Origin of the sequence: Nonomuraea polychroma (genome assembly GCF_004011505.1) — a bacterium.
Taxonomy (GTDB): domain Bacteria; phylum Actinomycetota; class Actinomycetes; order Streptosporangiales; family Streptosporangiaceae; genus Nonomuraea; species Nonomuraea polychroma.
On sequence record NZ_SAUN01000001.1, the window covers coordinates 748,632 to 770,132 of the forward strand.

Annotated in this window: 19 protein-coding genes and 2 pseudogenes; 13 read left to right on the plus strand and 8 right to left on the minus strand. The window is 67.8% G+C overall.

Translation table 11 applies throughout. The features are described from left to right. Positions 1-204: 204 nt before the first annotated feature. The 6 genes from EDD27_RS03315 to EDD27_RS53880 all read right to left on the minus strand — a co-directional run bounded on the left by EDD27_RS03315 (position 205) and on the right by EDD27_RS53880 (position 6,132). On the minus strand, positions 205-903 hold the full coding sequence (locus tag EDD27_RS03315; RefSeq protein WP_127931009.1) for a TfuA-like protein: 699 nt from the start codon (positions 901-903) through the stop codon (positions 205-207). Continuing rightward, positions 900-2,195 (minus strand): YcaO-like family protein, encoded by a 1,296-nt coding sequence (locus tag EDD27_RS03320; RefSeq protein WP_127931010.1) that lies wholly within the window; start codon positions 2,193-2,195, stop codon positions 900-902. Before EDD27_RS03320 ends, EDD27_RS03315 begins: the two co-directional genes overlap by 4 nt. Further along, a complete protein-coding gene (locus EDD27_RS03325) occupies positions 2,192-4,177 on the minus strand; it encodes an alpha/beta hydrolase family protein (RefSeq protein WP_127931011.1) in 1,986 nt (661 codons plus the stop codon). The genes EDD27_RS03320 and EDD27_RS03325 overlap by 4 nt, the downstream gene beginning before the upstream one ends. Further along, a complete protein-coding gene (locus EDD27_RS03330; protein ID WP_127931012.1) occupies positions 4,174-5,022 on the minus strand; it encodes a hypothetical protein in 849 nt (282 codons plus the stop codon). Before EDD27_RS03330 ends, EDD27_RS03325 begins: the two co-directional genes overlap by 4 nt. Continuing rightward, the gene (locus EDD27_RS03335; protein ID WP_241563842.1) at positions 5,019-5,771 is read right to left on the minus strand and encodes a cupin domain-containing protein; all 753 of its coding nucleotides are present in this window, start codon (positions 5,769-5,771) and stop codon (positions 5,019-5,021) included. The genes EDD27_RS03330 and EDD27_RS03335 overlap by 4 nt, the downstream gene beginning before the upstream one ends. A 223-nt stretch (positions 5,772-5,994) precedes the next feature. Further along, positions 5,995-6,132 (minus strand): hypothetical protein, encoded by a 138-nt coding sequence (locus tag EDD27_RS53880; RefSeq protein WP_164903457.1) that lies wholly within the window; start codon positions 6,130-6,132, stop codon positions 5,995-5,997. Positions 6,133-6,578: 446 nt separating this feature from the next. On the opposite strand from EDD27_RS53880, the gene EDD27_RS03340 reads away from it, so the two are divergent. Continuing rightward, positions 6,579-7,754: a cupin domain-containing protein gene (locus EDD27_RS03340; protein WP_164903458.1), complete on the plus strand. Its 1,176-nt coding sequence runs from the start codon at positions 6,579-6,581 to the stop codon at positions 7,752-7,754. Positions 7,755-8,058: 304 nt separating this feature from the next. Further along, entirely contained in the window at positions 8,059-8,949 is an 891-nt protein-coding gene (locus EDD27_RS03345; protein ID WP_127931015.1) for a hypothetical protein, read from the plus strand. A 225-nt stretch (positions 8,950-9,174) separates the two neighbouring features. Here EDD27_RS03345 and EDD27_RS53885 read toward each other — a convergent pair whose 3' ends face one another. Beyond that, entirely contained in the window at positions 9,175-9,348 is a 174-nt protein-coding gene (locus EDD27_RS53885; protein WP_164903459.1) for a hypothetical protein, read from the minus strand. Between the two features lie 429 nt (positions 9,349-9,777). Between EDD27_RS53885 and EDD27_RS03350 the strand changes: the two genes are divergently transcribed. After that, complete coding sequence (locus EDD27_RS03350) at positions 9,778-10,041, plus strand: hypothetical protein (protein ID WP_127931016.1); 264 nt, start codon at positions 9,778-9,780, stop codon at positions 10,039-10,041. A gap of 56 nt (positions 10,042-10,097) precedes the next feature. Here EDD27_RS03350 and EDD27_RS03355 read toward each other — a convergent pair whose 3' ends face one another. Continuing rightward, a complete protein-coding gene (locus EDD27_RS03355) occupies positions 10,098-10,361 on the minus strand; it encodes a spondin domain-containing protein (protein WP_127931017.1) in 264 nt (87 codons plus the stop codon). Between the two features lie 424 nt (positions 10,362-10,785). Here EDD27_RS03355 and EDD27_RS03360 point away from each other — a divergent pair, with 424 nt between their 5' ends. The 10 genes and pseudogenes from EDD27_RS03360 (at position 10,786) to EDD27_RS03395 (ending at position 21,020) form a co-directional block, all read left to right on the plus strand. Then, positions 10,786-11,448, plus strand: a complete 663-nt coding sequence (locus EDD27_RS03360; protein WP_241563843.1) for a potassium channel family protein — start codon at positions 10,786-10,788, stop codon at positions 11,446-11,448. Between the two features lie 702 nt (positions 11,449-12,150). After that, a complete protein-coding gene (locus tag EDD27_RS03365) occupies positions 12,151-13,527 on the plus strand; it encodes a TrkH family potassium uptake protein (RefSeq protein WP_127931018.1) in 1,377 nt (458 codons plus the stop codon). Positions 13,528-14,030: 503 nt separating this feature from the next. Next, positions 14,031-14,099, plus strand: a pseudogene (locus EDD27_RS56255) (RNA polymerase sigma factor); the annotation flags it as partial. A gap of 212 nt (positions 14,100-14,311) precedes the next feature. Next, a pseudogene (locus tag EDD27_RS56260) lies at positions 14,312-14,362 on the plus strand (hypothetical protein); the annotation flags it as partial. An 88-nt stretch (positions 14,363-14,450) separates the two neighbouring features. Further along, positions 14,451-15,470, plus strand: coding sequence for a CU044_5270 family protein (locus EDD27_RS55255; RefSeq protein ID WP_206641212.1), 1,020 nt, complete (start codon positions 14,451-14,453; stop codon positions 15,468-15,470). A 644-nt stretch (positions 15,471-16,114) separates the two neighbouring features. Next, positions 16,115-16,507 (plus strand): GntR family transcriptional regulator, encoded by a 393-nt coding sequence (locus EDD27_RS03375; RefSeq protein WP_164903460.1) that lies wholly within the window; start codon positions 16,115-16,117, stop codon positions 16,505-16,507. Continuing rightward, entirely contained in the window at positions 16,504-17,394 is an 891-nt protein-coding gene (locus tag EDD27_RS03380; protein WP_127931020.1) for an ABC transporter ATP-binding protein, read from the plus strand. The genes EDD27_RS03375 and EDD27_RS03380 overlap by 4 nt, the downstream gene beginning before the upstream one ends. Further along, the gene (locus EDD27_RS03385; RefSeq protein WP_127931021.1) at positions 17,391-18,437 is read left to right on the plus strand and encodes an ABC transporter permease; all 1,047 of its coding nucleotides are present in this window, start codon (positions 17,391-17,393) and stop codon (positions 18,435-18,437) included. Before EDD27_RS03380 ends, EDD27_RS03385 begins: the two co-directional genes overlap by 4 nt. Then, positions 18,434-19,852: a S41 family peptidase gene (locus EDD27_RS03390; RefSeq protein WP_127931022.1), complete on the plus strand. Its 1,419-nt coding sequence runs from the start codon at positions 18,434-18,436 to the stop codon at positions 19,850-19,852. Before EDD27_RS03385 ends, EDD27_RS03390 begins: the two co-directional genes overlap by 4 nt. Positions 19,853-19,865: 13 nt before the next feature. After that, positions 19,866-21,020, plus strand: a complete 1,155-nt coding sequence (locus EDD27_RS03395; protein ID WP_127931023.1) for an alpha/beta hydrolase family protein — start codon at positions 19,866-19,868, stop codon at positions 21,018-21,020. Positions 21,021-21,501 lie beyond the last annotated feature (481 nt).

The following is a 21,501-nucleotide window of genomic DNA, read 5'->3' on the forward strand; positions in this document are numbered from 1 at the left end:
CCGTCCAACGCGCGTTCCGGGGTCGCGGTGCCTGCCCCGCTGACTTCACTCGGAGCGGTTGCCTGAGCCGCCATCATGCGCTCCTCGACGTGCAGGGGCGGCTTCCACCACGTCTCCACGCCCGGATCCGTGCCTCTTGTCGCCTGCGGTCGCGGGCGTTCCGAGCGGCTCGCCCTGCTGGCCGGACATGAAAATGCGCTGGGCTCATCTTCTCCCTTCCTTCTGTCCCGTCGCGCTTCTGGTCAAAGCACGCAGGGCCTCGATGCCGTCCAGTCGCTTGCGGTCCCACCTGTCGCGGTTGCCGTCGGCCAGCTCCGGCTCAAGAGCGTGGGCTCCACCGCCGAGGCGGCTCCGCCATGCCGACGCGAGTCGCGATGGCCGCCGTTCACGGAAGTTGATCTCGGCCGCCGCCAGCAGCGCCGAGGCGCCGCAGTGCGGGGTCAGCTCTCCCGTCCTGACCTTCTCCGCGATCAACCAGCGGACGTTCACCAGCGGAATCGTGGCCGGCTCGAAATTCTCCGGGTCGAACATGAGAGCCACCTCGGCGTCGGCGTCGATCTCCCCGGACAGGTACCGCTCGTACACCCAGCCGCTGCCGGTCATGCCGAGCGTCCTGCACTCCACGGCCCTCAGCACGCCCATGGAGGAGGCCCCGTGTACGGGCATTCCCGCCGCCAGCACGGCACGGATCTCGGCGATGCTGACGGCGAAGTTCTGGCCGAACTCCCCGTCGAGCAGCAGGACGGCGGCCGCGTGGCCCGTGTCGCACAAGGCGACGAGGTCGCCACGGCACGCCGGCGGGCGTACGTCGAGCTGGACGCCGCCGGCCTGCGCCTGGTCCCGGAGAGCGTCGATGTCGGCCGGGCGCAAGGATGGGCCGACGAAGACGGTGATGGTCGTCACCGGTTGTCTCCCAGCGATCCGGCGGCGGCCAGTTCCCGTATTCTCGCACTCAGGCGGGGACCGAGCCGCTTCTGGTCCTCGTGATACACCTCCAAGCCCGGAACGATCACCTTCGTCACCGAGAACGGGAAGCCGCCGGGGGCCAGCTCCGTGACCAGGATCGTGCCGATGCCGACGTTGAGCAGGCCGGCCAACGCCAGGTCGAGATCACCGCTGACAGTTCCTGTCGTACGAGACGGGATGTCAGCGAAGTTGATCTCCTCACGGCCCACCGCCCACGCGTGGTACATCTCTTTCAGCCCGTCGTAGGAGGTGTGCCTCCGGTAGGCCTGGCGGTCGAAGTCCTCCCGTGCTCCGGCGATGATGTTGACCCTGGACTGCGCCGCCTCGGTGAGTGCCCGGACCGAGGCGATCTCAGGGTCCAGGTGGCAGCCGACGCCCCCGTTGAAGAGCATCCCGTCCTGGTCGTGGACGTCTTCCGTCGTGACCTGGATCGTGGGCACCCCGATCTCCGTCAGGTAGAGGTACATCTGAACCTCGATGCCCGCCCGTTCGAGCATCGCGAACAACCGGGCCGGCTCGTCGGGCAGCGACTCGGGACGGATTCGGTAGCCCTGGCGGAGCGACTCCCCGAAGGCCGTGCAGTCATGCTCGATCACCTCCAGCAGCCCGTGCAGGAATGCTTCCTGGGCGGTGTTGCCCACGGCGAGGCCGATCGTGTTGGAGCTGAACATGCCGTGTTCACGGGGATAGGGGGTGAAGACGGACAGCGCGGGCACGAGGGTCTTTGTGTCGCTCGCGAGCTCATGGGCAGGCCACCAGCCCATCGGAGCGTCTTCGGCCCACGTGTGGTCCCGGCGGAGGATGAGGCGCCTCGGGTCGAGCACCGGAGTGCCGCTTTCGAGCAGTTCCCGGTAGGAGGCGTTGACCACCGCGTCCTCGTACAACTCGCACCATGTCCGCTCGATCGCCTCCATGATGGCGGAGACGCGGGCGACCTCCCTGGTCGAGCCCTTGCCGCTCGTGACGGTGTTCAGCCCGGGCGCTGCCGCCGGACGCATGCTGTGGTAAACGGGGATGCCCACGGTGTCCAGGTCGGTCACGTCGGCTATCCGGGTGATGCCGCAGCGGTCGAGGCACTCCCGTGCGATGGCCTCCGTCTCCCGAAGGGACCGGGTGCGGAGGGCGGTCGTGGTGACCTGGCCATCCAAGGAAGGTGACGTGATCCAGTAGTCGCGGGAGTCCCGGCTCGCCGCGGTCCGGCTGCCCGCGGTCATGCTCGCCGTCGTCACTGTGGCTCCTTCAACGTCTCGGCACAGGCGTTACGGACCCAGCGGAACCAGGCCAGCACATTCCCGGTCCGCCTGATGGAGTGACCCTCATCGGGCATGATCATGAGCCGGGCGTCAACGCCGCCTGCCGTGAGCTCGCGGTGGATGCCGAGCGCCTCGTAGACGGGCACGTGCCCGTCCCGGACGCCGTGGGACAGCAGCACTCTCGTACTCCTGCCGACTCCGGACAGGCCGGCGGTGGCCCGGGCGTAGGCCGGGTCGCCAGGCGGGCCGTACTCGCGGAGCCAGTGCCAGTGCAGGTCGCAGGTACGGGCGACGGCGGCGCTGTCGACCCACCCGGCGTGACTGGCGACCAGCCTGACCTCCGGCATCATCGTGGCCAGCGCGATGGACAGCCACCCGCCGAGGCTGGCGCCCATCACGGCGACCCTGGTCCCGTCCAGCACGGGGTCGGCGGCGATGACGCCCCGCACCTGCTGGACGGCTACCCGCGCGATCTCGGTGAGCCACTGGCCCCAGCCACGGCTCACCGCGTCACGGCCGTAGCCGGCGGACATCGGCGGGTCGATCATCAGCACCGCATAGCCCTCGGCCACCCACGGCCACGGGTTCCACCGCCACGACCAGTCCGTCCAGCTCACCACAGGGCCGCCGTGACACCAGACGAGCACCGGCAGCGGGCTCACCGGCTCGTCCGGCGGCAGGCAGAGCCAGCCGCTCCAGGACGAGCCGTCGGGTGCCGTGAAGGCGCGGCGGACGAGCCGTCCTTCCAGGAAGTCCTGCATCGCCGGCGCGTACCCGGTCACCGACACGGGGCCGTCACCGAGCGGCAGGGCCACCACCTCCGGGGGCCGGGAGATCGCCGAGGTGACCACGAGGGCCTCGTCGCCGGCGACCGTCACCGCGCTGACCGACCCGGTGACCTCCAACGGCGCCGAGACCCGCCCGTCCAGGTGAACCCGACGCAGCAGCCTGCGGCCATCGTGCTCTCCCAAGCACAGCACCGTGCGGTCGCCGTGCCAGGCATGCGGGACCAGCCAGTCGTCGTGATCGGCCGTCCTGACCCGTTGCTCATCGCCGGCCACGAATACCACGCACTGATGAGGGGCCTGGCGGGGCGTCGCCACACGCTCACCGGTACAAGCGAACCAGGCACCGTCAGGCGATGCGACGGCGGCCCTCAGGTCGATGTCGTCCACCCAGACATGCCGCCCGGCTCCCGGCTCGGCGACGGGGAACACATAGAGCCCGAAGCGCCGGTGCCCGTCGGGGATGAAGCGGACCACGCCGGCCGCGCACCGCCGACCATCAGGAGTGACGGCGACCTGGCCGGTGAACCCGGTGTCGCCGGGGAGGGAGATGTCCAGCAGACACGCCTCGGGGGCGGCGTCGTGGTCGTCGAGCCGTACGCGCGCCAGCCGCAGGACGGACCCGTCCACCCGGTGGCCGAGCAGCGGCCACACGTCCCCGGCGGGGAAGGCCGCGCTCTCACCAGTGGTTCGCCACCTGCGGGCTTCCTCGTCATCAGCCGCCAGGGAGCGCGCCCCGGGGCCGGCCCACAAGGCAGCGACCACGACGTTCTCTCCTGCCGCGAACGAGACAACGCCTCGGCCGGTCTCCAGGACCAGGCTGGAGACACCGTCGCGGACCTGCCAGATCACTTGGCGGTCAGTGGCGTCGGGAGCGGTCCCGAGGTACAGGTACGTCTCATCGTCCCGGACGCAGACCGCGCCGGCGTAACCGTCCGCTCGCGCCAGCTCCCACCGGCCGTCCGTGTCGATGGAGTAGTTCAGTACGAAAGGCACGGGCACTGGCCGGTCTGGCCTCGGCACCTCTGCTTCCACGAGGATGTGCCGCCCGCACCGGTGCGCGGCGCGCACGCGCCGCTGCGCCAGGATGGACTCCAGCACCTGTTCGCCGGGCGTGGCCTCACCTGGGGACACCTCGGGCAGGCGGGTGCCCTCCAGAGTCGCCTCCTTCATCGGTTCCGCAGCGCGATCGCGAGCGCCTGCTGCGGGTCCTCCTCCGCGAGGTGCCTGCACAGCGCCTCACGCACCCAGGCGATCTTCTCGCTGCTGGTCATTTCGTGGTGGCAATCCTCGATCTCCCGCCCGGCGCCGCGCAGGAACAGCGCGCCCATGATCTCGGCGAGCCGCCCGGCCATGATCTCCACAACGCTGATGACCAGCATGAGCGCCCCGTCCGCGCCGATGCGCGCCGTACGCTCGCAGCCAGGTGGCAGGTACAGAACGCCGCCGGCGGCCAGGTCCGCGCTGAACGCTCCTGGAGCCTGCCCGCCCGCTGTCCAGGAGCAGTGGCCCGCCAGATGGAGGACGAAGGAGTGGCCGCCGTCCGGCGCGGCGTCCAGCTCTGTGGTGGCCGCGTGCGGCGGGGCCAGCACCAGGGTGGACCACACGTCGCCGCGGAACCCGGCCGCGAGGCTGGCCACCAGGGCCGCGATCCGCGGGCTCCACAGCTCGGGACGATCCACGACGATGCTCGCGCCGCCCTCATAGGCACGGCGGAACTCCTCCGGGACCGGGTAGCCCACCAGGTCGTTGTTGACGACGACGCGTGTCTGGAAGGCCGCGTCCCGCCTGGCCGCCGACAGCCCGTGCGGGTACGTCAGGCTCACCCACGGCCGGACGATCAGCCCGCAGTCGAACTCGTCCCACAGCTCCGCCGGCGTCAGCAGGCCGGGCGCGTCCTCCGCCTGGTACTGGTAGGGGAACGTGTTCCAGACGTCGTCGAAGAAGTCGCTCGGTTCGCCGACGAGATCCCTGAGGGTCCCAGGGGCGGAGCGTGGGTGCTGGTCCGTGCCTGTCATGCGATCCTCCTGCGCATCCTGCGCAGCGCGGCAGTGAGAATCCGCTCGTCCGGGACGTCCTGCGCATGGTGGCCGAGCGCCTTTGCCACGGCCTCCGCCTTGTCCTCCACGTACAGGCGGGACTGCTGCCCCATCAGGTCGTGGCAGTCTTCACGGAACGTCTCCAGCATCGCCTCGACCAGGTCCATCGGTGTCGGCTCGGTGAGCGTGAGCGTCATGTGGAGTGAGTCCTGGTCTCGGGTGTGCGGGACATGCGGCCAGCCGTGCGGCAGGTAGAGCAGGTCGCCGGGCTCCATCGTGAACCGGTGGCTGCAGTCGTCCAGGTCGACGTCGATCAGGCCCGACCTCGCGCTGACGTGCTGCGGCTGGGCGTAGAGCCGCCAGTCCTTGGTTCCGGCGAGCTGCACCACGATCACGTGGGAGGCGTCCCGGTGCGGACGCGTCCCCCGGCTCTCCTTCGGGGTGAAGAACACGTACGCCTTGATCTCCGCCGGGATCCGTTCGCTCAACTCGGCCACCAGGTCGCGGGTCGGCTTGTGCCAGTCCTCCATCTGGTTCAGCTTGACCGTCGCACCCTGGGCCATGGCCGCGTGGATCGCCGCGGCGTTCGCCAGGCCGGTGATCTCGTTGCCGCCGACGCGCTCGGTGCGGGTGACCAGGTCGGGGTTCGCCGCCACGCCCTCCTTCATGACGGTGAAGTAGGGCCTCCGCAACAAGGGCATGTCGATGACCTGTTTGAACTCGGACATATTCATAAGAGCGGAGACGGGCACCGCCTCCTTGAGTAGCATATGGTGCTTATTCGAAGTGCCATCGAAAATGCCGATCTCATCAATAAGAGCGATCAGCGGGTGCGGCTTACCCATGTTTCGACTCTAGCCACCCTTCAGCAGTCGAATTCTCGATCTGTCAACGGGATAGACGCGGCCCTTCTGCCGGGGAAGGCAGCAGGGCCGCAGTGGGCCGGGTCAGCTACGCCTCGTTGATGTTCTCCATGACAAAGGCGCGCTGGTACTCAAACAATGAGTCCCCCTTGTCCTTACGGCCGCCGGCCGCAAGGGCCTTCTCCTCACCGGTGGCCCGAAACTTCGGGGCATCCGACTCGTCCATCGCGCGCAGTGTGTCTCTGATTGCCATATGGCATCTCCGTCCTAAAGCGTCGGAACCTCCGACTGTGTTCCATGGTGAAGTTCGGTGCGCCCGATGTCAATGCAATGTGACTTGGCCATTCTAGGAGTGAAGCGGGTCACCGAATTCGCTGTAGGTGATTGCGTCCGAACTGTAGGTGATCGTGTTCGAAGTGAGTGAGGAAGAGTGCGCGCGCGGGCTATGTCGCCGACTCCACGGGGGTTGATGGTGATGCGCTGAATTCACCAACGGCCTTTGATCAGGGCGAAGTCGCGTTCCCCGATACATTGCAGGGCGCGGGAGACGGCTGTAGGTGTGGTTAGAACTCTTGACACTCCCCGCCGCGACAGTTACTTTCAACAGGTTTACGCTGTTTGGAGTCTGCCGATGGTCGATGTCCTGCCGCTAATCGTATATTGCGAGGTAGTGTGGTGATCCCGATGGACCCGCCGTCATGGCCGCGCATTCTTCCAGCCCTCGGAGATCCGGCCCTCTTCAGCTCGCAATGGCCGACCACCCCGTACCGGAGCGTAGGCAGCGCCAAGAGTCTTGAAGCGCTCCTGACCTGGGATAACATCGACAGGATAATCAATGACCGCACTATTCAGGCGCCCGCATTCCGGATGGTGCAAGATAATCAGCTGATCTCGCAGGATTTCCTCTGCCGGCCAGAGGAAGCGACGTCGCTGGGTCTTACAGGGCTCATGGACCCGGCGCGAATGGTGTCCGCGCTCGCGGGTGGCGCGACCCTGGTCCTCCAGGGACTCAACCGATTCTGGCCGCCACTCGGCGACCTGTGTCGGCGACTGTCGTCCGAGATCGGCCACCCGGTATTCGCCAACGCGTACCTCACGCCATCTGCCGCGCGCGGCTTCGGGGCACACCGCGATCCCTATCATGCCTGGTTGGCACAGGCCGAAGGAAGTAAAAACTGGCGGCTGTGGGCACCTGACGCCGATCACGCCACCGACCAGCCGACTCTGGAGGTAACCCTCGAAAAAGGAGATGTCCTCTGGATACCGCGCGGCTGGTGGCATTCCGGCGCCAGCATCGATACGCCGAGCTTGCACCTCACCCTGACCGTATGGGCGACAAAGACGGAAGATGTCTTACGTGTGATACTCGCCAGCCTGTCTGACAGCGCCGCGATGAAACGGGAACTTCCTCCCAATGCCCTTGCGGGAGACGAATCCGCCATCGCCGAAGTGGCCACGGCGGTAACCGAGATCTTTCAGCTAATGTCCGCCCTGGATATCAGCGAGCTGGCGGGCCGCCTGATCGGCGCTCGTCGGCAGCGTTTCGCTCCACTTCCGGTGCCGCCCGTCGCGGAGGTCCTCGGAGAAAGGCAGAGCAGGAGCTTTCATGTCCACCCCGAGGGAATCCTTCATTGGACCGCGGACCCGGAAGGTGCCATCATCGGCACCGCCGACGCCCTGGTGATGGTACCTCCGGAATACGTTGCGCCCTGCGAGAGGCTTCTCGCCGGGGCTGGGGCAACGATTCGGCGCGATGAGCTGGCGGAATTCGACCAAGGTCTCCTGGAGAATCTCATACAAGCGCGGCTCCTGTGCACCGCGTCTCATGAGGTCCCGCCAACTCCGTAAGGTGGATCGAGCTCTACCCCGCCGGGGGCAACGCCATTTGTGAACGAGGACATCGGCACCCTGCGCCGTGAACTCCCTGACCGAATCCTGACGGCGTTCGGCACGAGCGTCCGATGGGGCTCGTCGGGCAGTTCAGGCTCCCCGGCAGGCCGTTCCGGATGGCCTATCTCGCGGACCTACTTCGTCGATCCTCGCCACCCGATGAGCAGGCTGGTCGAGTGCGTCCCCAGGGGGAGATCGTCAGAACCCGGAAAGCCAAGCGGAGGCGTCGGACGTTGGCCGATCATAGGACGGAGGAGGCCTCATGCGAAGAATGATCGCCTGCCTGTCTTTGGTGCTTCTCCTGTCCTCCTGCAGCGGGGACCATGAGGCCTCGCCCGGCGGGTCCCATGGCGCCTCGTCTGACGGGTTCGAGACGCGTGCTCGGGAGGTGGCGGAGCGCTGGCAGGGCTCGGCTGACGACCACGCCTGGCGCAAAGGGTTCGTTGCGCTGGAAGTCCTGAACCCGCACGGATGGAACCATGTGCGCCGAATCCCGGCCTGGGTGAACAGAAGCTCGCACAACGGTGCCTGGCAGTTGGCCGCCAAACTACCCACGGACGCCCCGCACCGCGCCGATGTGCGATGGCCGGACGGCGAGGTCTCGCAGGTGCCGCTCATCTCGGCGGCGAGAGCGTACGAGGAATTCAGCAAATCGGCGGACCTCATCGAAGAGGAGTGCCCGGCCAAGAGATGCCGCCCGCTCCGGGTCACCGGTGCCGGACTGGGCAAGGTCCCGCTGGAGACCAGCCGCGGCACAATCCAGGTGCCCGCCTGGATGTTCACCGTCGAGGGAGTCGAGCAGAAGAAGGTCCACGTGGCGGTAGACCCTTCGGCCGTCACCGCCCGTCCCGAACGGACACAGAGAGGCATCGAAGAGGTGATGGCGTTCGACCTCGTCGCCGGCAAGCCTGACGAGCTGCTTCTCCGCTACGGGTTCGGCGCCTGCGACACCGTTCAGGGGCCGCGTGCTTACGAGACCGACCAACTGGTGGTGGTCGACATGGACGAGGAGGGCTCCAGCTCTGGCCATCCTTGTCCGGCGATTCTCAAGACGGCGACGACCACCGTGGCGCTCGCCCGACCGCTCGGCGACCGCCTTGTACTTGACTCCGGCACGGGGCTGCCGGTGCTGCGGGGACTGAACAGGCGCTGACGGCCCGGCGACCATGTGCGGCGACGCAGAGATATGCGGGCTGTACAGCAGCACGTACAGCAACACCGTCTTATACGACCGCACGCCGACTCAGGGCGATCACAACTTAAGCAGGACAGCCGCGCCTTGACAGGACATCTGCCCTTCCCTACGGATCAGATGGTAGGGCGCGTGGATCAAGAAGCGAGAGTTCGTCTGCTTGAGGCAGGCTGAACGTCTCTGCTATCAAGGCAAGTCAGCCCAGCCCATCTCGGTGAGCCAGACGGTGCCGGCGTACTCGCCGTTCATGGCGAGCATGCTGATCCACGAGCACCCGTGGCTGCATAGGAACATGGTTCCCGGCGAGGGCTTGTCCATCCACAGGGTGGGATCTGCCCCGTCGGCGGCGAGGCGCCGCAATTGCCGCACACCATCCCGGTCACCGGGAAGGGCTCCCAGGGGTAGGCGGCGACCACGTGCCGGCTATTCACCACCTCATCATCGCTATCATCGCTGTCCCGGTCGTCCCGGCAACCGTCCACAACAGGTGCAACCGCGGCGCGTCGGCTCGCCCGGCGTGCGAGTCGGCCACCAGCGCCATCGGGCGGGAGACCAACTGAATCGCCCCCGCATCCACATGAGTACCAACTGGGCAGCCTCTTGGAGTGGCCACGTCCGGAGGCTGCCATGGCAACCGCCAACGTTCCCCGCGGTGGAACCTGAGCCAGGCTTCTGACCGTCCACCTAATAGGAGGGATCTGCTTCCCGTTTACCTGCCGCACCCGAACCGTGACAATCCGAAGGCAAACTCCGCTCAAGCCATCCGTTCGACACAAGGAGTATGACTCGGTGAACCCGCAGGCACTTGCCCACCGGGCACGTCGACACGGCTGGGACGTGCAGACCATCCCGCAATCATCCGGCCCTGTGATCGTCCTGCAGCGTAACGGCTGGGACCTGGAAGTCGCGTTCGAGGGATGCAGTCCCAAAGCCGCGACAGTCCACGAACCCGGCCACAACGATGGCAGGCGGGTCCGCCTGCGCTCAATTAACGACTTCGTGCAATCCAGCCCGGAGCAGATCGGGCACGTGACTCGGGCGACGATCGGTTGAACCGCTAAGTTCGCACGAATGAGTCCCGCGCTCGGGGCCCGTCGAGTATCACCCATTCAGGCCATCCGTGCCGAGATCTTTGTATCAGGCGACGAGCCGTCGTTGGTGTTGACGAGCATGCTGACGATGCTGACCCGGTCGCCGGGCCGTACCTTGACCTGGAACGTCACAGTTTTGCCCGGTGCGATCGGAGCGCTCGCGGCGGCGAACGCGTCACGCACGCCGGGCCGCTTGGACACCTTCTTGATCAGTCTCGGCGCGTCGCCGTCCTCGGCGACCGCGGCGACGCCACGGCTGGCGAACCGGCCGACCTGCCACACATGGACGCCTGCTGCATTCGTTCACCAGCATCGTGGTCGCGCGTGGGTTCGACGACGAGCGAGATGTTCCGGCGAGGTTCAGCCAGCTCCACAAGCGCGGGGGTGCGTGATCAACGGCGGCATGGAATCCCCAGCCGGTTTCCGCACCCGGAACAGGTGATCGTCACCAGGTTGGGGGTAGCTGTCTTGATGGGCACCGCGCTGCTCACGCAGCAGTTCGCCACCGAGCTGGGGAGTCGGCGGGCGGGCTGTCCGGCGGCAATGTGCATCGCGATGTCCGCGGGCTTCGCGTAGTGGTCTTTGCAGCTGGATGCGCTTCGTCGTCCCTGATGATCAGCGGCGGGTCGGTCCGTTCACCGTGGGCTCCGCCGTCGCTCAAGAGACGGCGCCCGCCGCTACCAGCTGCCGGAGGAGAGAGTCATCGTTGGCTGACAAGAACAGGGATCCGGTGGCGGTGATCGGACTGGGACGGTTCGGCAGTGCACTCGCCATCGAACTCACCCAGCGCGGCACAGAAGTGCTGGGCATCGACAACAATCCCAAACACGTGCAGGACCTCTCGGGGCTGGTCACCGACATCGCCACGGCGGATTCCACCGACCTGGCGGCCTTGAAGCAGCTCGGTGTGCCCGACTTCTACCGCGCCGTGGTGGCGATCGGCAGTGACCTCGAAGCCAGCATCCTGACCGCTTCCCTGCTCGTCGAGCTGGAAATCGACCATATTTGGGCCAAGGCGGTCAGCCGGCAGCATGGGCGGATCCTGCGCCGGATCGGCGTTCATCACGTGGTTTTTCCCGAGCATGACATGGGAGAGCGAGTCGCCCATCTGGTCAGCGGCCGCATGCTCGATTACATGCAGGTGGATGCCAACTTCGCGTTGGCCAAGATGCGTCCTCCGAAGGAATTCGTCGGCATTCCGCTCGGGCAATCTGGCCTGCGCCGCCGATACGGTGTCACGGTCGTGGCCGTCAAAGCCCGAGAGGAGGAGTTCACTTACGCAACTGCGGAGACTGAGCTCGGGCATGGCGATGTGATCATTGTTTCCGGCCGTACGGACCGGGTCGAACGCTTCGCCGACCTGCCGTAGGCGTACGCCGATATTCGCGGGATGGGGGAGCAGTGGAGCCGTGTGCCTGCAAATGGAGTCCCTAGGTATGGGGTGCCGCGGACCCGTTCGCCGATCATGTGGCGGACGCCCTGGAGGGGACGGCACGGCAGGGCTATGGCCCGTACGTCATCGAGCCGGACACTCCCGGCGGGTCGGCGGATCCATGAGCGACATCGCGAAGGAGATCCTCGCCAGCCCGGTGCCGGTGATCGTGTATGTGAGCCCGCGAGGAGTCAGAGCGGTCTCCGTCGGGGCGGTCATTACGTTGGCGGCGTCCCTGGCGCCGGGCGACGGTCGCCAGGCGAGGCGGAAGGCGACCGCCGGGCGCGCATGATCAGTACGTCGCCTGTGGACCTGGTGCAGATGTTCCGGCCACGTTCCGCCACGGCGGCTCGTTACCCCTCTGCGGAGTCCGGGCGGGTTACATTGATAAAGGCGTTGCGGCAAGGCGCTGGCTCAGCCGCCAGCCCGCACGGGTGTCCGGCCCCGCGTAGTGTCGTCCGCCGTTCGGGCGCGAGGGCGGTTGCGCAGGTGGGGCGTTTGTGATCGCAGGGCTGATCATGCGCTTGCCTAATCCCTGCGGGCGGTTCAAGTGCCAAGATTTCCTGAAAGCTCACCACGTTGCTGGCGGCTCGTCCCCGTGACCGCGCCGGTCGGCTGCGCCCGAAAGTGAGACTGGGCATGAGGACGCGAAGGTGGAAGGGCGGCCCAGCCGTCGGGTTCACCGGTCTCTTCGGCAAGTTCCAACATCCCGCGCAGGTCGTGGTCGGCGTTTTCGCCCTCACCATCCTCATCGGCACGCTGCTGCTGAAGACGCCGATGGCCACCGCTGCACCCGGCTCGGTCGACTGGCTGACCGCCCTGTTCACCGCGACCTCGGCAGTCTGCGTGACCGGCCTGGTCGTCGTCGACACGGCCTCGACGTGGTCGGTGTTCGGTGAGGTGGTGATCGCCCTGCTGTTTCAGGCCGGCGGACTGGGGATCATGACGCTGGGCACGGTGTTCGCGCTGCTGGTCTCGGGCCGCCTCGGGCTGCGCGCCCGGCTGCTGGCCCAGGCCGAAAGCAAGGCGCTGGGCACGCCGGACCTCCGCCGCGTGATACGCAACATTGTCCTGTTCACCTTGACCTGCGAGGCCGCTGCGGCGATCGTGCTGAGCATCCGGTTCGCCACCGCCTACGACCATGGCTTCGGCCACGCCCTGTACCTGGGCGCTTTCCACTCGATGTCGGCCTTCAACAACGCCGGCTTCGCCCTGTGGCCCGACAGTTTGGTGCGCTTCGCCGGCGATCCCTGGATCTGCCTGACCATCGCGCTGACCGTCCTGGTGGGCGCTCTCGGCTTTCCCGTCGCGTTCGAGTTGTGGCGGCAGTGGCGCCACCCCCGACGCTGGTCGGTCCTCACCCGCCTCACTCTGGGCGTCACCGCCGTTCTGCTTGCGATGGGCACGCTGATTTTCTTGGTCACCGAGTGGCGCAACCCCCAGACCATGGGGCCGTTGGGGGACCTGGACAAGCTCATGGCCAGCTTTTTCCTCGCCGTGATGCGCACCGGCGGCTTCAACACCGTCGATTTGTCGCAGCTCAACCCTTCCAGCTGGCTGGTCAGCGATCTGCTGATGTTCATCGGCGGTGGCAGCGCGGGAACGTCGGGTGGCATCAAGGTGACCGCTCTAGGGGTGCTGCTCTTCATGGTGTGGACCGAGATGCGCGGGTACGCCGATGTGAACATCGGCCACCGGCAGATCCCCTCCACCGCCCAGCGCCAAGCCATCGCGATCACCTTGATGGGGGTGAGCCTGGTCGCGATCTCCACCTATTTCCTGGTGGTATTCAGCCCACACACGCTGGACCAGGTGCTCTTCGAGGCCATCTCCGCCTTCGGCACGGTCGGCATGTCCCTGGGCATCACCGCCGGCCTTCCCGCGGCAGGGCAGCTGCTGCTGATCGTGCTGATGTTCATCGGCCGGACCGGCCCCCTCACGCTGGGCTCTGCCCTGGCGCTGCGCGAGCGTGACCGCCGCTACGTACTGCCCCGGGAATACCTGATCGTGGGCTGACGGCGCAACCGAAGAAGTGGCGCTGAACCCGCGTCCGGGTCGGTGACGTGCGCGGGTGCTCGACCACGCTCAACTCCGCCAACACTCAGCGGAGTGTCACGTACGTCCCTGAGCACGATGTGTCACGCAGGTGATGAGACCCGACAGGGAACATTCCAAGATCAGAAAGCAACTGGAGCCGAACATGCAACATCAAGCACACATCCAGCGAAAGCCTCCATCACCGTGATGAGCGTGTCCAACCCGAAGACCGTCGTGTTCCTTGTCGCCGTGCTGCCGCATTCCGGTACCTGTCAATTGATCAAGGCAGTTGAGCTGAACTAATTCTGTGTCGACTTCTCTGTGGCGTCCTCGTTCTGTGTTTCGGCCTTGGGTTTGTTGATCCAGGCAGGGCCGGGCAGGGCGGGCGGGGTGGGAGTACCGCCGCTGGCGAAGCGCTCGGGGTCGATGAGATCTTCAGGTATGTCTCCCAGCGCCTCGGGCCGGCCCAAGCCGAGGACGTGGTGGCGGAGACGTTCCTGGCGGCGTTCCGTAAGCGGACGCGCTTTGACCCCAGTAGGGCCAGCGTCCGGACCTGGCTGTACGGCATCGCCACCGACCTCGTCGGCAAGCATCGCCGATCCCAGGTCAGAGCGCTGCGTGCCAGGCAGCGGCACGGTCCCGGAGCCGACTTCCCCGGGCCTGAGGAGCGTGTGGCGGAGCAGGTCAGGCCCAAAGCCTGCGCCCGGCTCCCGCCTTGCCCATCGCCTCACTCGGACGGGGCGAGCGGGACGTGCTGCTGCTCATGGCCTTGGCCGGACTGTCCCACCAGGGGATCGCCGTCGCGCTCGGCATCTCGTACGGCACGGTCGGATCGCGGTGGAGCCGTGCCAGGACCAAGCTGCGCGCCGCTCTTGGCGGCGCCAACCCCATGGAGGCATGGCGTGGACGAGCTGACGCCGCAGGAACTGACCCAGGTCCGCACCCTGTACGACGACCTCCCCACAGACCCGTTCGCCAAGGCCAGGATCGAGGCGAAGATGCGGGCACGTACCAGACGCCGTCTGCCGTGGAAGGCCGGCATGGTGGCACTCACCGGCGCCGCCGCGCTGGCCGCCGCCATCGTGGTCGCCCCCGCCCTGCGCCCTGACGAGCAGCCCAAGCGGCCCCCGCTCTCCGGTCATACGATCCTGCTGGCTGCCGCGACCAAAGCCGAGGCGGCTTCGACCGGCGAGTACTGGCACGTGAAGCGGGTGTACACGTTCCGTTCCGACAAGCTGTACGGCAAGGACCGCAACATGTACCGGCTGGAGAGCTCGCGGCTGGTCGAGCATTGGGTTTGGGCCGGCGGGCGGGCCTGGACGGGGCTGAAGGAACTGCCCGCGCGACCGCTCGACGAAGCGGCCTGGCGCCGTGACGGCGCTCCCACCGAGTGGAAGGTCGAGGACGGTCGCCTCTCCACGGCCGAGGGCGGGAGCCGGCTCACTCCCGTGCCGGAGGGCGGACGATTCATGCTCGCCGGCGAGGATCTCTCCCTTGAGCAGGTCAAGGCGCTGCCCACCGACCCCGCCGCCTTGAAGGAGCGGGTGCTTCAAGCAGTCCGGGCCGGTGTCGGAGAGGAGAGCTTCGTCGCGGACGGTCTGCCGATCACGTTGGCTTCGCTGCTGTACAAGCTGCCGGTTTCGCCGGATGTATGGGCGGCGGCCTATCGGGTGCTGGCCGGCTTGCCGACGGTCACCGTGGAGGAGGGAGCCAAGGATCCGCGGAGTCGGGCGGGTGTCGCGGTCACGTTCCCGATCCAGCACGACAAGCCGACCCGGGGCCGGCTGATCGTCGATCCGAGCACGTCGATGGTGCTGTCCTACGAGGTCACTCACGCCTCTGGCGGTATGGGGCAGAAGTGTGAGGTGGTGCTGGCCGCAGGCCGGACGGACGCGAAGCCGTCGCCTCCCACCGCCGAGTAGGCAGTCGCTCATCACGCGAGGGCCACTGGTCTCACGAGTCGGTGCGCGGGGCGACCAACTCGCGGGACCGTCTGTGATTCCCGCCCGCTCTGTGATTCCCGCCCGTGGGCCTACGTGTTCTCGCCGGCGCAGCGGGCGCCTGCGCGCCATCGAGTCAACTGTGCGTGACGACGTCGGGTCACATCCCCGCGCCGTCACGTGCTTCCCTGGAGACAAGTTGCGCGCCGACCAGGGGTTCGGTGAGAGCCAATGGTCAAAGGTGCCCCATCAGCTCGTGACTTTGGTCCGTAGGTTCCGGTTCGAGCCCTGCTCGGCCATCTCGGCGTCCAATCGGGCACCGATGTCGGCCTCCAGCGCCTTGGCTCATGACTCTGTGGCCATCGCTCTACGCCCACAACCGCCCGATTCCCCCCGCCCGATGCGAGACAGCCGGCAAGGAGCTCGGCGGGTGTCAGATCAAGGATGGCATGGCGCGGCAGTCATTCGGCGAGGCGAGGGAAGACTTGCCCCCGGCGTAGTGCCGCAGTCGGGCTGAGGAGAGACGGACCGCTTCGACTGCCGGGCGATACCGAGGCAACGATCCTTACGCGCCATTAACATATAGGAGTCTAAAGTACTAGCAAGCTAGATATATGGAGTGCCTAGTGATCGAGTTCTATCTGGACAGCAGGTCCGGTGTTTCGCCGTACCTGCAGCTGGTCCAGCAAGTACGGCATGCGCTACGGCTCGGCCTGCTGCGCGAGGGCGACCAGCTGCCGACCGTCAAGGAGGTCGTGGCGCACTTGGCGATCAACGCCAACACCGTCCTGAAGGCCTACCGGGAACTCGAGCACGAGGGCCTGGTCGCCGCCCGGCCGGGGGTGGGGACGTTCGTGACGGCGACGCTCACCGGCGCCTCGCTGGCCGCGCACGGCCCGCTGCGGCTGGAGCTGCGGCGTTGGCTGGCCAAGGCCCGCCGGGCCGGCCTCGACGACGAGAGCATCGAGGCCCTGTTCATGACCACCTTTCGGACCACCTCTCAGGAGGACATAGCGTGACTTCTGTCCTGCAGGCCCAGGGACTGGGCAGGAAATACGGCAAGCGCTGGGCGCTGCGCGAGTGCACGATCGACATACCGGCGGGCCATGTCGTCGGGTTGGTGGGTCCAAACGGGGCCGGCAAGACCACGCTGCTGAAGCTGGCATGCGGCCAGCTGGAGCCGACGGCGGGTGGCATCACCGTGCTGGGTGGTCGGCCGGGAAGCACGCCCGCGCAGCTGGCCAGGGTCGGGTTCGTCGCCCAGGACACCCCCGTCTACGCGGGACTGAGCGTCGCCGAACATCTGCGGTTAGGGGCGCGGCTCAACCCCCGCTGGGACGACGCCAGGGCGCGGGAGCGTATCGCGCGGCTCGGTCTCAGCCCCACGCACCGGGCGGGCAAGCTGTCGGGCGGGCAGCGTGCCCAGCTCGCCCTCACCCTGGGCCTGGCCAAGCGGCCCGAGCTGCTGATCCTGGACGAGCCCGTGGCCTCGCTCGACCCGCTGGCGCGCCGGGAGTTCCTGCAGCACCTGATGGAGGCCACCGTCGAGCACGAGTTCGGCGTGGTGCTGTCCTCGCACCTGGTCTCCGATCTGGAACGGGTCTGCGACTTCCTGATCGTCCTGGTCGACTCCCGCGTGCAGGTCGCCGGGGAGGTCGACCAGCTGCTGGCCACCCATCACCGGCTCACCGGCCCGCGGCGCGACCCCGACCGGCTGCCCGCCGACCAGCATGTGGTCTCGGCGCGTCACACCGACCGGCAGAGCACGTTCGTCATCCGTACCGACGCCCCGATCCACGACCCCGCCTGGACGGTCACCCAGCTCAGCCTGGAGGACCTCGTCCTGGCCTACATGGACAAGCGCACCGAAGAGAACCGGCGCGTCGCCCTGGAGGTGCAGCGATGATCTGGCTGACCTGGCGCCAATTCCGCGGCTCGGCCGCGATGATGGCCGCCGTACTCGTCATACTCGCCATCGTCTTAGCCCTGACCGGCCCGGACCTGGCCTCCCGCTACTCCGCCGGGATCGCCGCCTGCACCCAGGACGACACCTGCGGCCGGTTCTTCGACCGCTTCTTCGGCGGGCACGACCTCCCCTTCATGGCCGTCAGCCTCGTCGTGCTGCTCCTGCCCGCTGTCGTCGGGCTCTTCTGGGGAGCACCGTTGATCACCCGCGAGCTGGAGGCCGGCACGCACCTGATGGTGTGGAACCAGAGCATCACCCGCACCCGCTGGCTGGCGGTCAAGCTCGGGCTCACCGGCCTGGTCGCCATGGCCGCCGCCTGCCTGTGCGGCCTCATGGTGACCTGGTGGTCCGGCCCCCTGGACATGTCAGCCCCCGACGACCTCGCCCTGATGGCTCCCCTGGTGTTCGGCGCGCGCGGCATCGCCCCGATGGGGTATGCGGCCTTCGCCTTCGTCCTCGGCGTGACCGTGGGCATGCTGGTGCGCCGCACCCTGCCCGCCATGGCCCTCACGCTGGCCGTCTTCGCCGCGATCCAGCTCGCCATGCCGCTGCTGGTCCGTCCCCACCTGATGCCCCCGGTCACGTCGACCTTCGAGCTCGGCCAGGCGAACGTGGACGGCATCGGCATAAACCGGGACCAAGGCGGAGCTGTGGAGATTCGCCTGAGGTCGGCCGTTCCCGGCCACGCGGGCGCCTGGGTCCTGTCCGGCAGCCTGGTCGATCCGTCCGGACGTACGCTCGGCAGCGGCGGCGAAGCCGCCGTCCCGGTCTCCACCACGTCGGGACCCTGCGCACCGTCGGCATCAGCGATCATGGACGCGTGCATGGCCGAGGTCAACCGGCTCGGCTACCGGCAGAAGGCGACCTACCAGCCCCTTGAGCGCTTCTGGCCCTTCCAGTGGATCGAGACCGGGATCTACGCCCTCCTCACCCTCGGCCTCACCTGGTTGTCCTTCTGGTGGATCCGCAGGCGCCTGTCATGACCGCCATCAGGACCGCGGCCGCCGCTCTCGCCCTCCTGCTGGCGGCGGCCTGCACGGCGCCGACGCCACCGCGCAGCCAGGCGAGCACGGCAGCGAGTACGGCCTGCCCGAAGCCCCGGGGACCCTCCGGAGCGGAGACGCCCACCACCATCGACGTCATCGAGCAGGCGTACTTCTGCATCCTCGGCAACTACTACAGCGGCGCCACGCTGGACGCCCGCTCGCTGCTGCTCGCCGGATTCGTCGCTCTGACGCAGGAGCTCAACCGCAACGGGCGCGACGTGCCCGAGGCCACCATGCCGGCGCTGACCGGTGACCGCAAAGCCGACTGGACCGCTTTCGAGACCGTCTACCGCAAGACCACCGATCAGGTCCCCGACCTCCGCGACAAGCTGGCCGTCGTCACCCTCGAGGCCATCGTGGCCGCCCTCGGCGACAACCACGCCCGCTGGACGCACGACGTCAAGCGGCACCCCGACTACCACGACGGTGACGGCTACGGCCTGGGCTTGCAGGCGAACGTCGAGGGCTCGCAGGTGGAGGGCAACCCCGGCGTCGCACTTCCCCCGCTGTTCGTCACCACCGTGCAGGGTGGCGCGGCGCAGGCCGCCGGACTGCGCCCGGGCGACATCATCGAATCGATCAACGGATCGGCGCCCTTCATCGCCGGGAAGGCCACCCCCGCGATCGCCGCCCTCTACCCGCGATATCCGGAGGCGCGCCCGGTCCGGCTGCGGCTCCTGCGGCAGAGCACCGGCCGCCGCTGGAGCGTGACGCTCAAGCCCGGTCTCTACCAGCGGGACCTGGCCGCTCTGCAGGTGGTGCAGTCGAAGCTGCTGGCAGGCAACATCGCCTATGTACGGATGCGCGGGTTCGCCCCCGACTCAGCGGACAGGGTCTTCAAGGCGATCTCCAGGCTGCGCACCGGCCGCACCCTCACCGGCGTCGTGCTGGACCTGCGCGGCAACGGCGGCGGCAGAGTCACGGAGGCGACCCGGCTGGTCAGCGCGTTCGCCCACGACAAGGTCACCGCCTACCTGTGCACCGTGGACGGCAAGTGCGAGACCTTGCGCACCGACGACACCGTCGAACTGATCGACCTGCCGCTGACGGTTCTCAGCGACCGCAGCTGCGCCTCAGCCTGCGAGCACGTCAGCTCCGCGATCAAGGACCTGCGCATCGGCCAGTTGGTCGGCACCAGAACCGCCGGCGTCATCTCCGGCCCGTCGCAGTCGTACCTGCTCAGCAACAACACCACGCTGGGCTTCCCCACCAGGCACCACCTCGGGCCCAATCGCGAGGTGATCGACCGGATCGGCGTGCCCCCCGACCACCATGTGCCCCTGACCCCGAAGGACGCGGCCGCCGGGCGCGACCCCGCCCTGGCCAAGGCGCTGGCCTTGCTGCACAAGTGAAGGGACCTCATCGATGAGACACCTCTTGGCAGTCGCCGCCGGACTGGCCGTCCTGGCCGCGTCCGCCTGCTCCACACCCACGCCGCCCCGCTCCGCCGCCCCGTCAGCCACGCCGACCGGCCCCGCCACCCTGCCCGCCCCCACCGGCGCCCACCCGGTCGGCACCACCGCCCTGCACCTGAAAGACACCTCCCGACCCGATCCGTGGAACCTCGACGTCGCCGCCAGGGAGCTCAAGGTCACCCTGTGGTACCCGGCCAAGCAGCGGGACGGGCAGCGCGCGCCGTACATGACACCGAAGGAAGCGCAGCTCGCCATGAGGCGCTATGGGATCGCGGGCATCCCGGACGACACGCTGAGCAAGACCCGCACGAACGCCATCAAAGACGCTGAACCCACCGGGCGCAAACTTCCGCTGGTGGTGGTCTCCCCCGGCTTCACCAATCCGATGAGCACGCTCACGTCCCTGGCCGAGGACCTGGCCAGCCGCGGGTACGTCGTGGCCGGGATCGACCACACCTACGAAAGCTACGCCACGACCTTGGCCGACGGGCGGGTCGCCGAATGCCTGGCCTGCGACAGCGACGCCGACCCGGGCTTCGGCACGGGGGTGGTCGCCGGCCGGGCGGCCGACGTCTCCTTCGTGCTCGACCAGCTGCCATCGAAGTGGGACGGCTCCGACCGGATCGACCGCTCCAAAATCGCGATGGCCGGCCAGTCGATCGGCGGTGCCAGCGCCATGGCGGCCATGGTGAAGGACTCCCGGGTGCGGGCCGGGATCGACATGGACGGCACCACCTACGCCCGCATCCCCAAGACCGGGTTCACCCGGCCGTTCATGTTCCTGGGATCGGCGCAGCACGTCCCCGGCGGCCGCGACACCTCCTGGGACCGCGACTGGAAACTGCTGACCGGCTGGAAATGCTGGATCGTGCTGTCGGGCGCGGAACACCAGTCCTTCACCGACGGCCCGCTCATAGCGGACGCCCTCGGCATCAAGCCCGCCTACGGCGTCCTGCCCGCGGCGCGCGCCGCCGAGCTCACCCGCACGTACGTGGCAGCCTTCCTCGACCAGCACCTGAAGGCCCAGCCCCAGCCCCTCCTGGACAAACCGTCATCGCGCTACCCCGAGGCCAAGATCTGCCCTGCGACCTGCGGCCAATCCTGACGCCGGCGCGCTCCATGAAGCCATCGGGGATCGCAGTTCGCCAGGGGCCCAGAAGATACGAGAAGAGGGCGACACCGCGTCGCCCGCCGCCCTGAAGGAACTCCCTGGGCAGGCAACACGCATAAGCCCGTCCTCTGCAACGAAGAGCGCAGCCGGCTCGGCTCGGCCCATGGGCCTACCGGCAGCGTCTTGCAACCCGGTACATCGGGGGACCAGGGGCTTCTCCACCCAGTGCACCGGTCGGCCGCTGCCAATGCACTGGACAGAGGTCCGCCACACCGGCGGATCGCTGGTGCCGGCCAGACATCGCCACGAAGCGGTCTCTCTTGTGGACCAAGCAGGTAAACGCCGCGATCGATGGCGCGCTCTTCGCCGTCGGCAACACGCGCGGATCCCTCCCGTGCGTGCCAACTGCGCCACCGAGTTCGTGTCGTACTGCAGCACGGGACTCATCGGCAGCACCCCTGTACCCCGGAAGTGA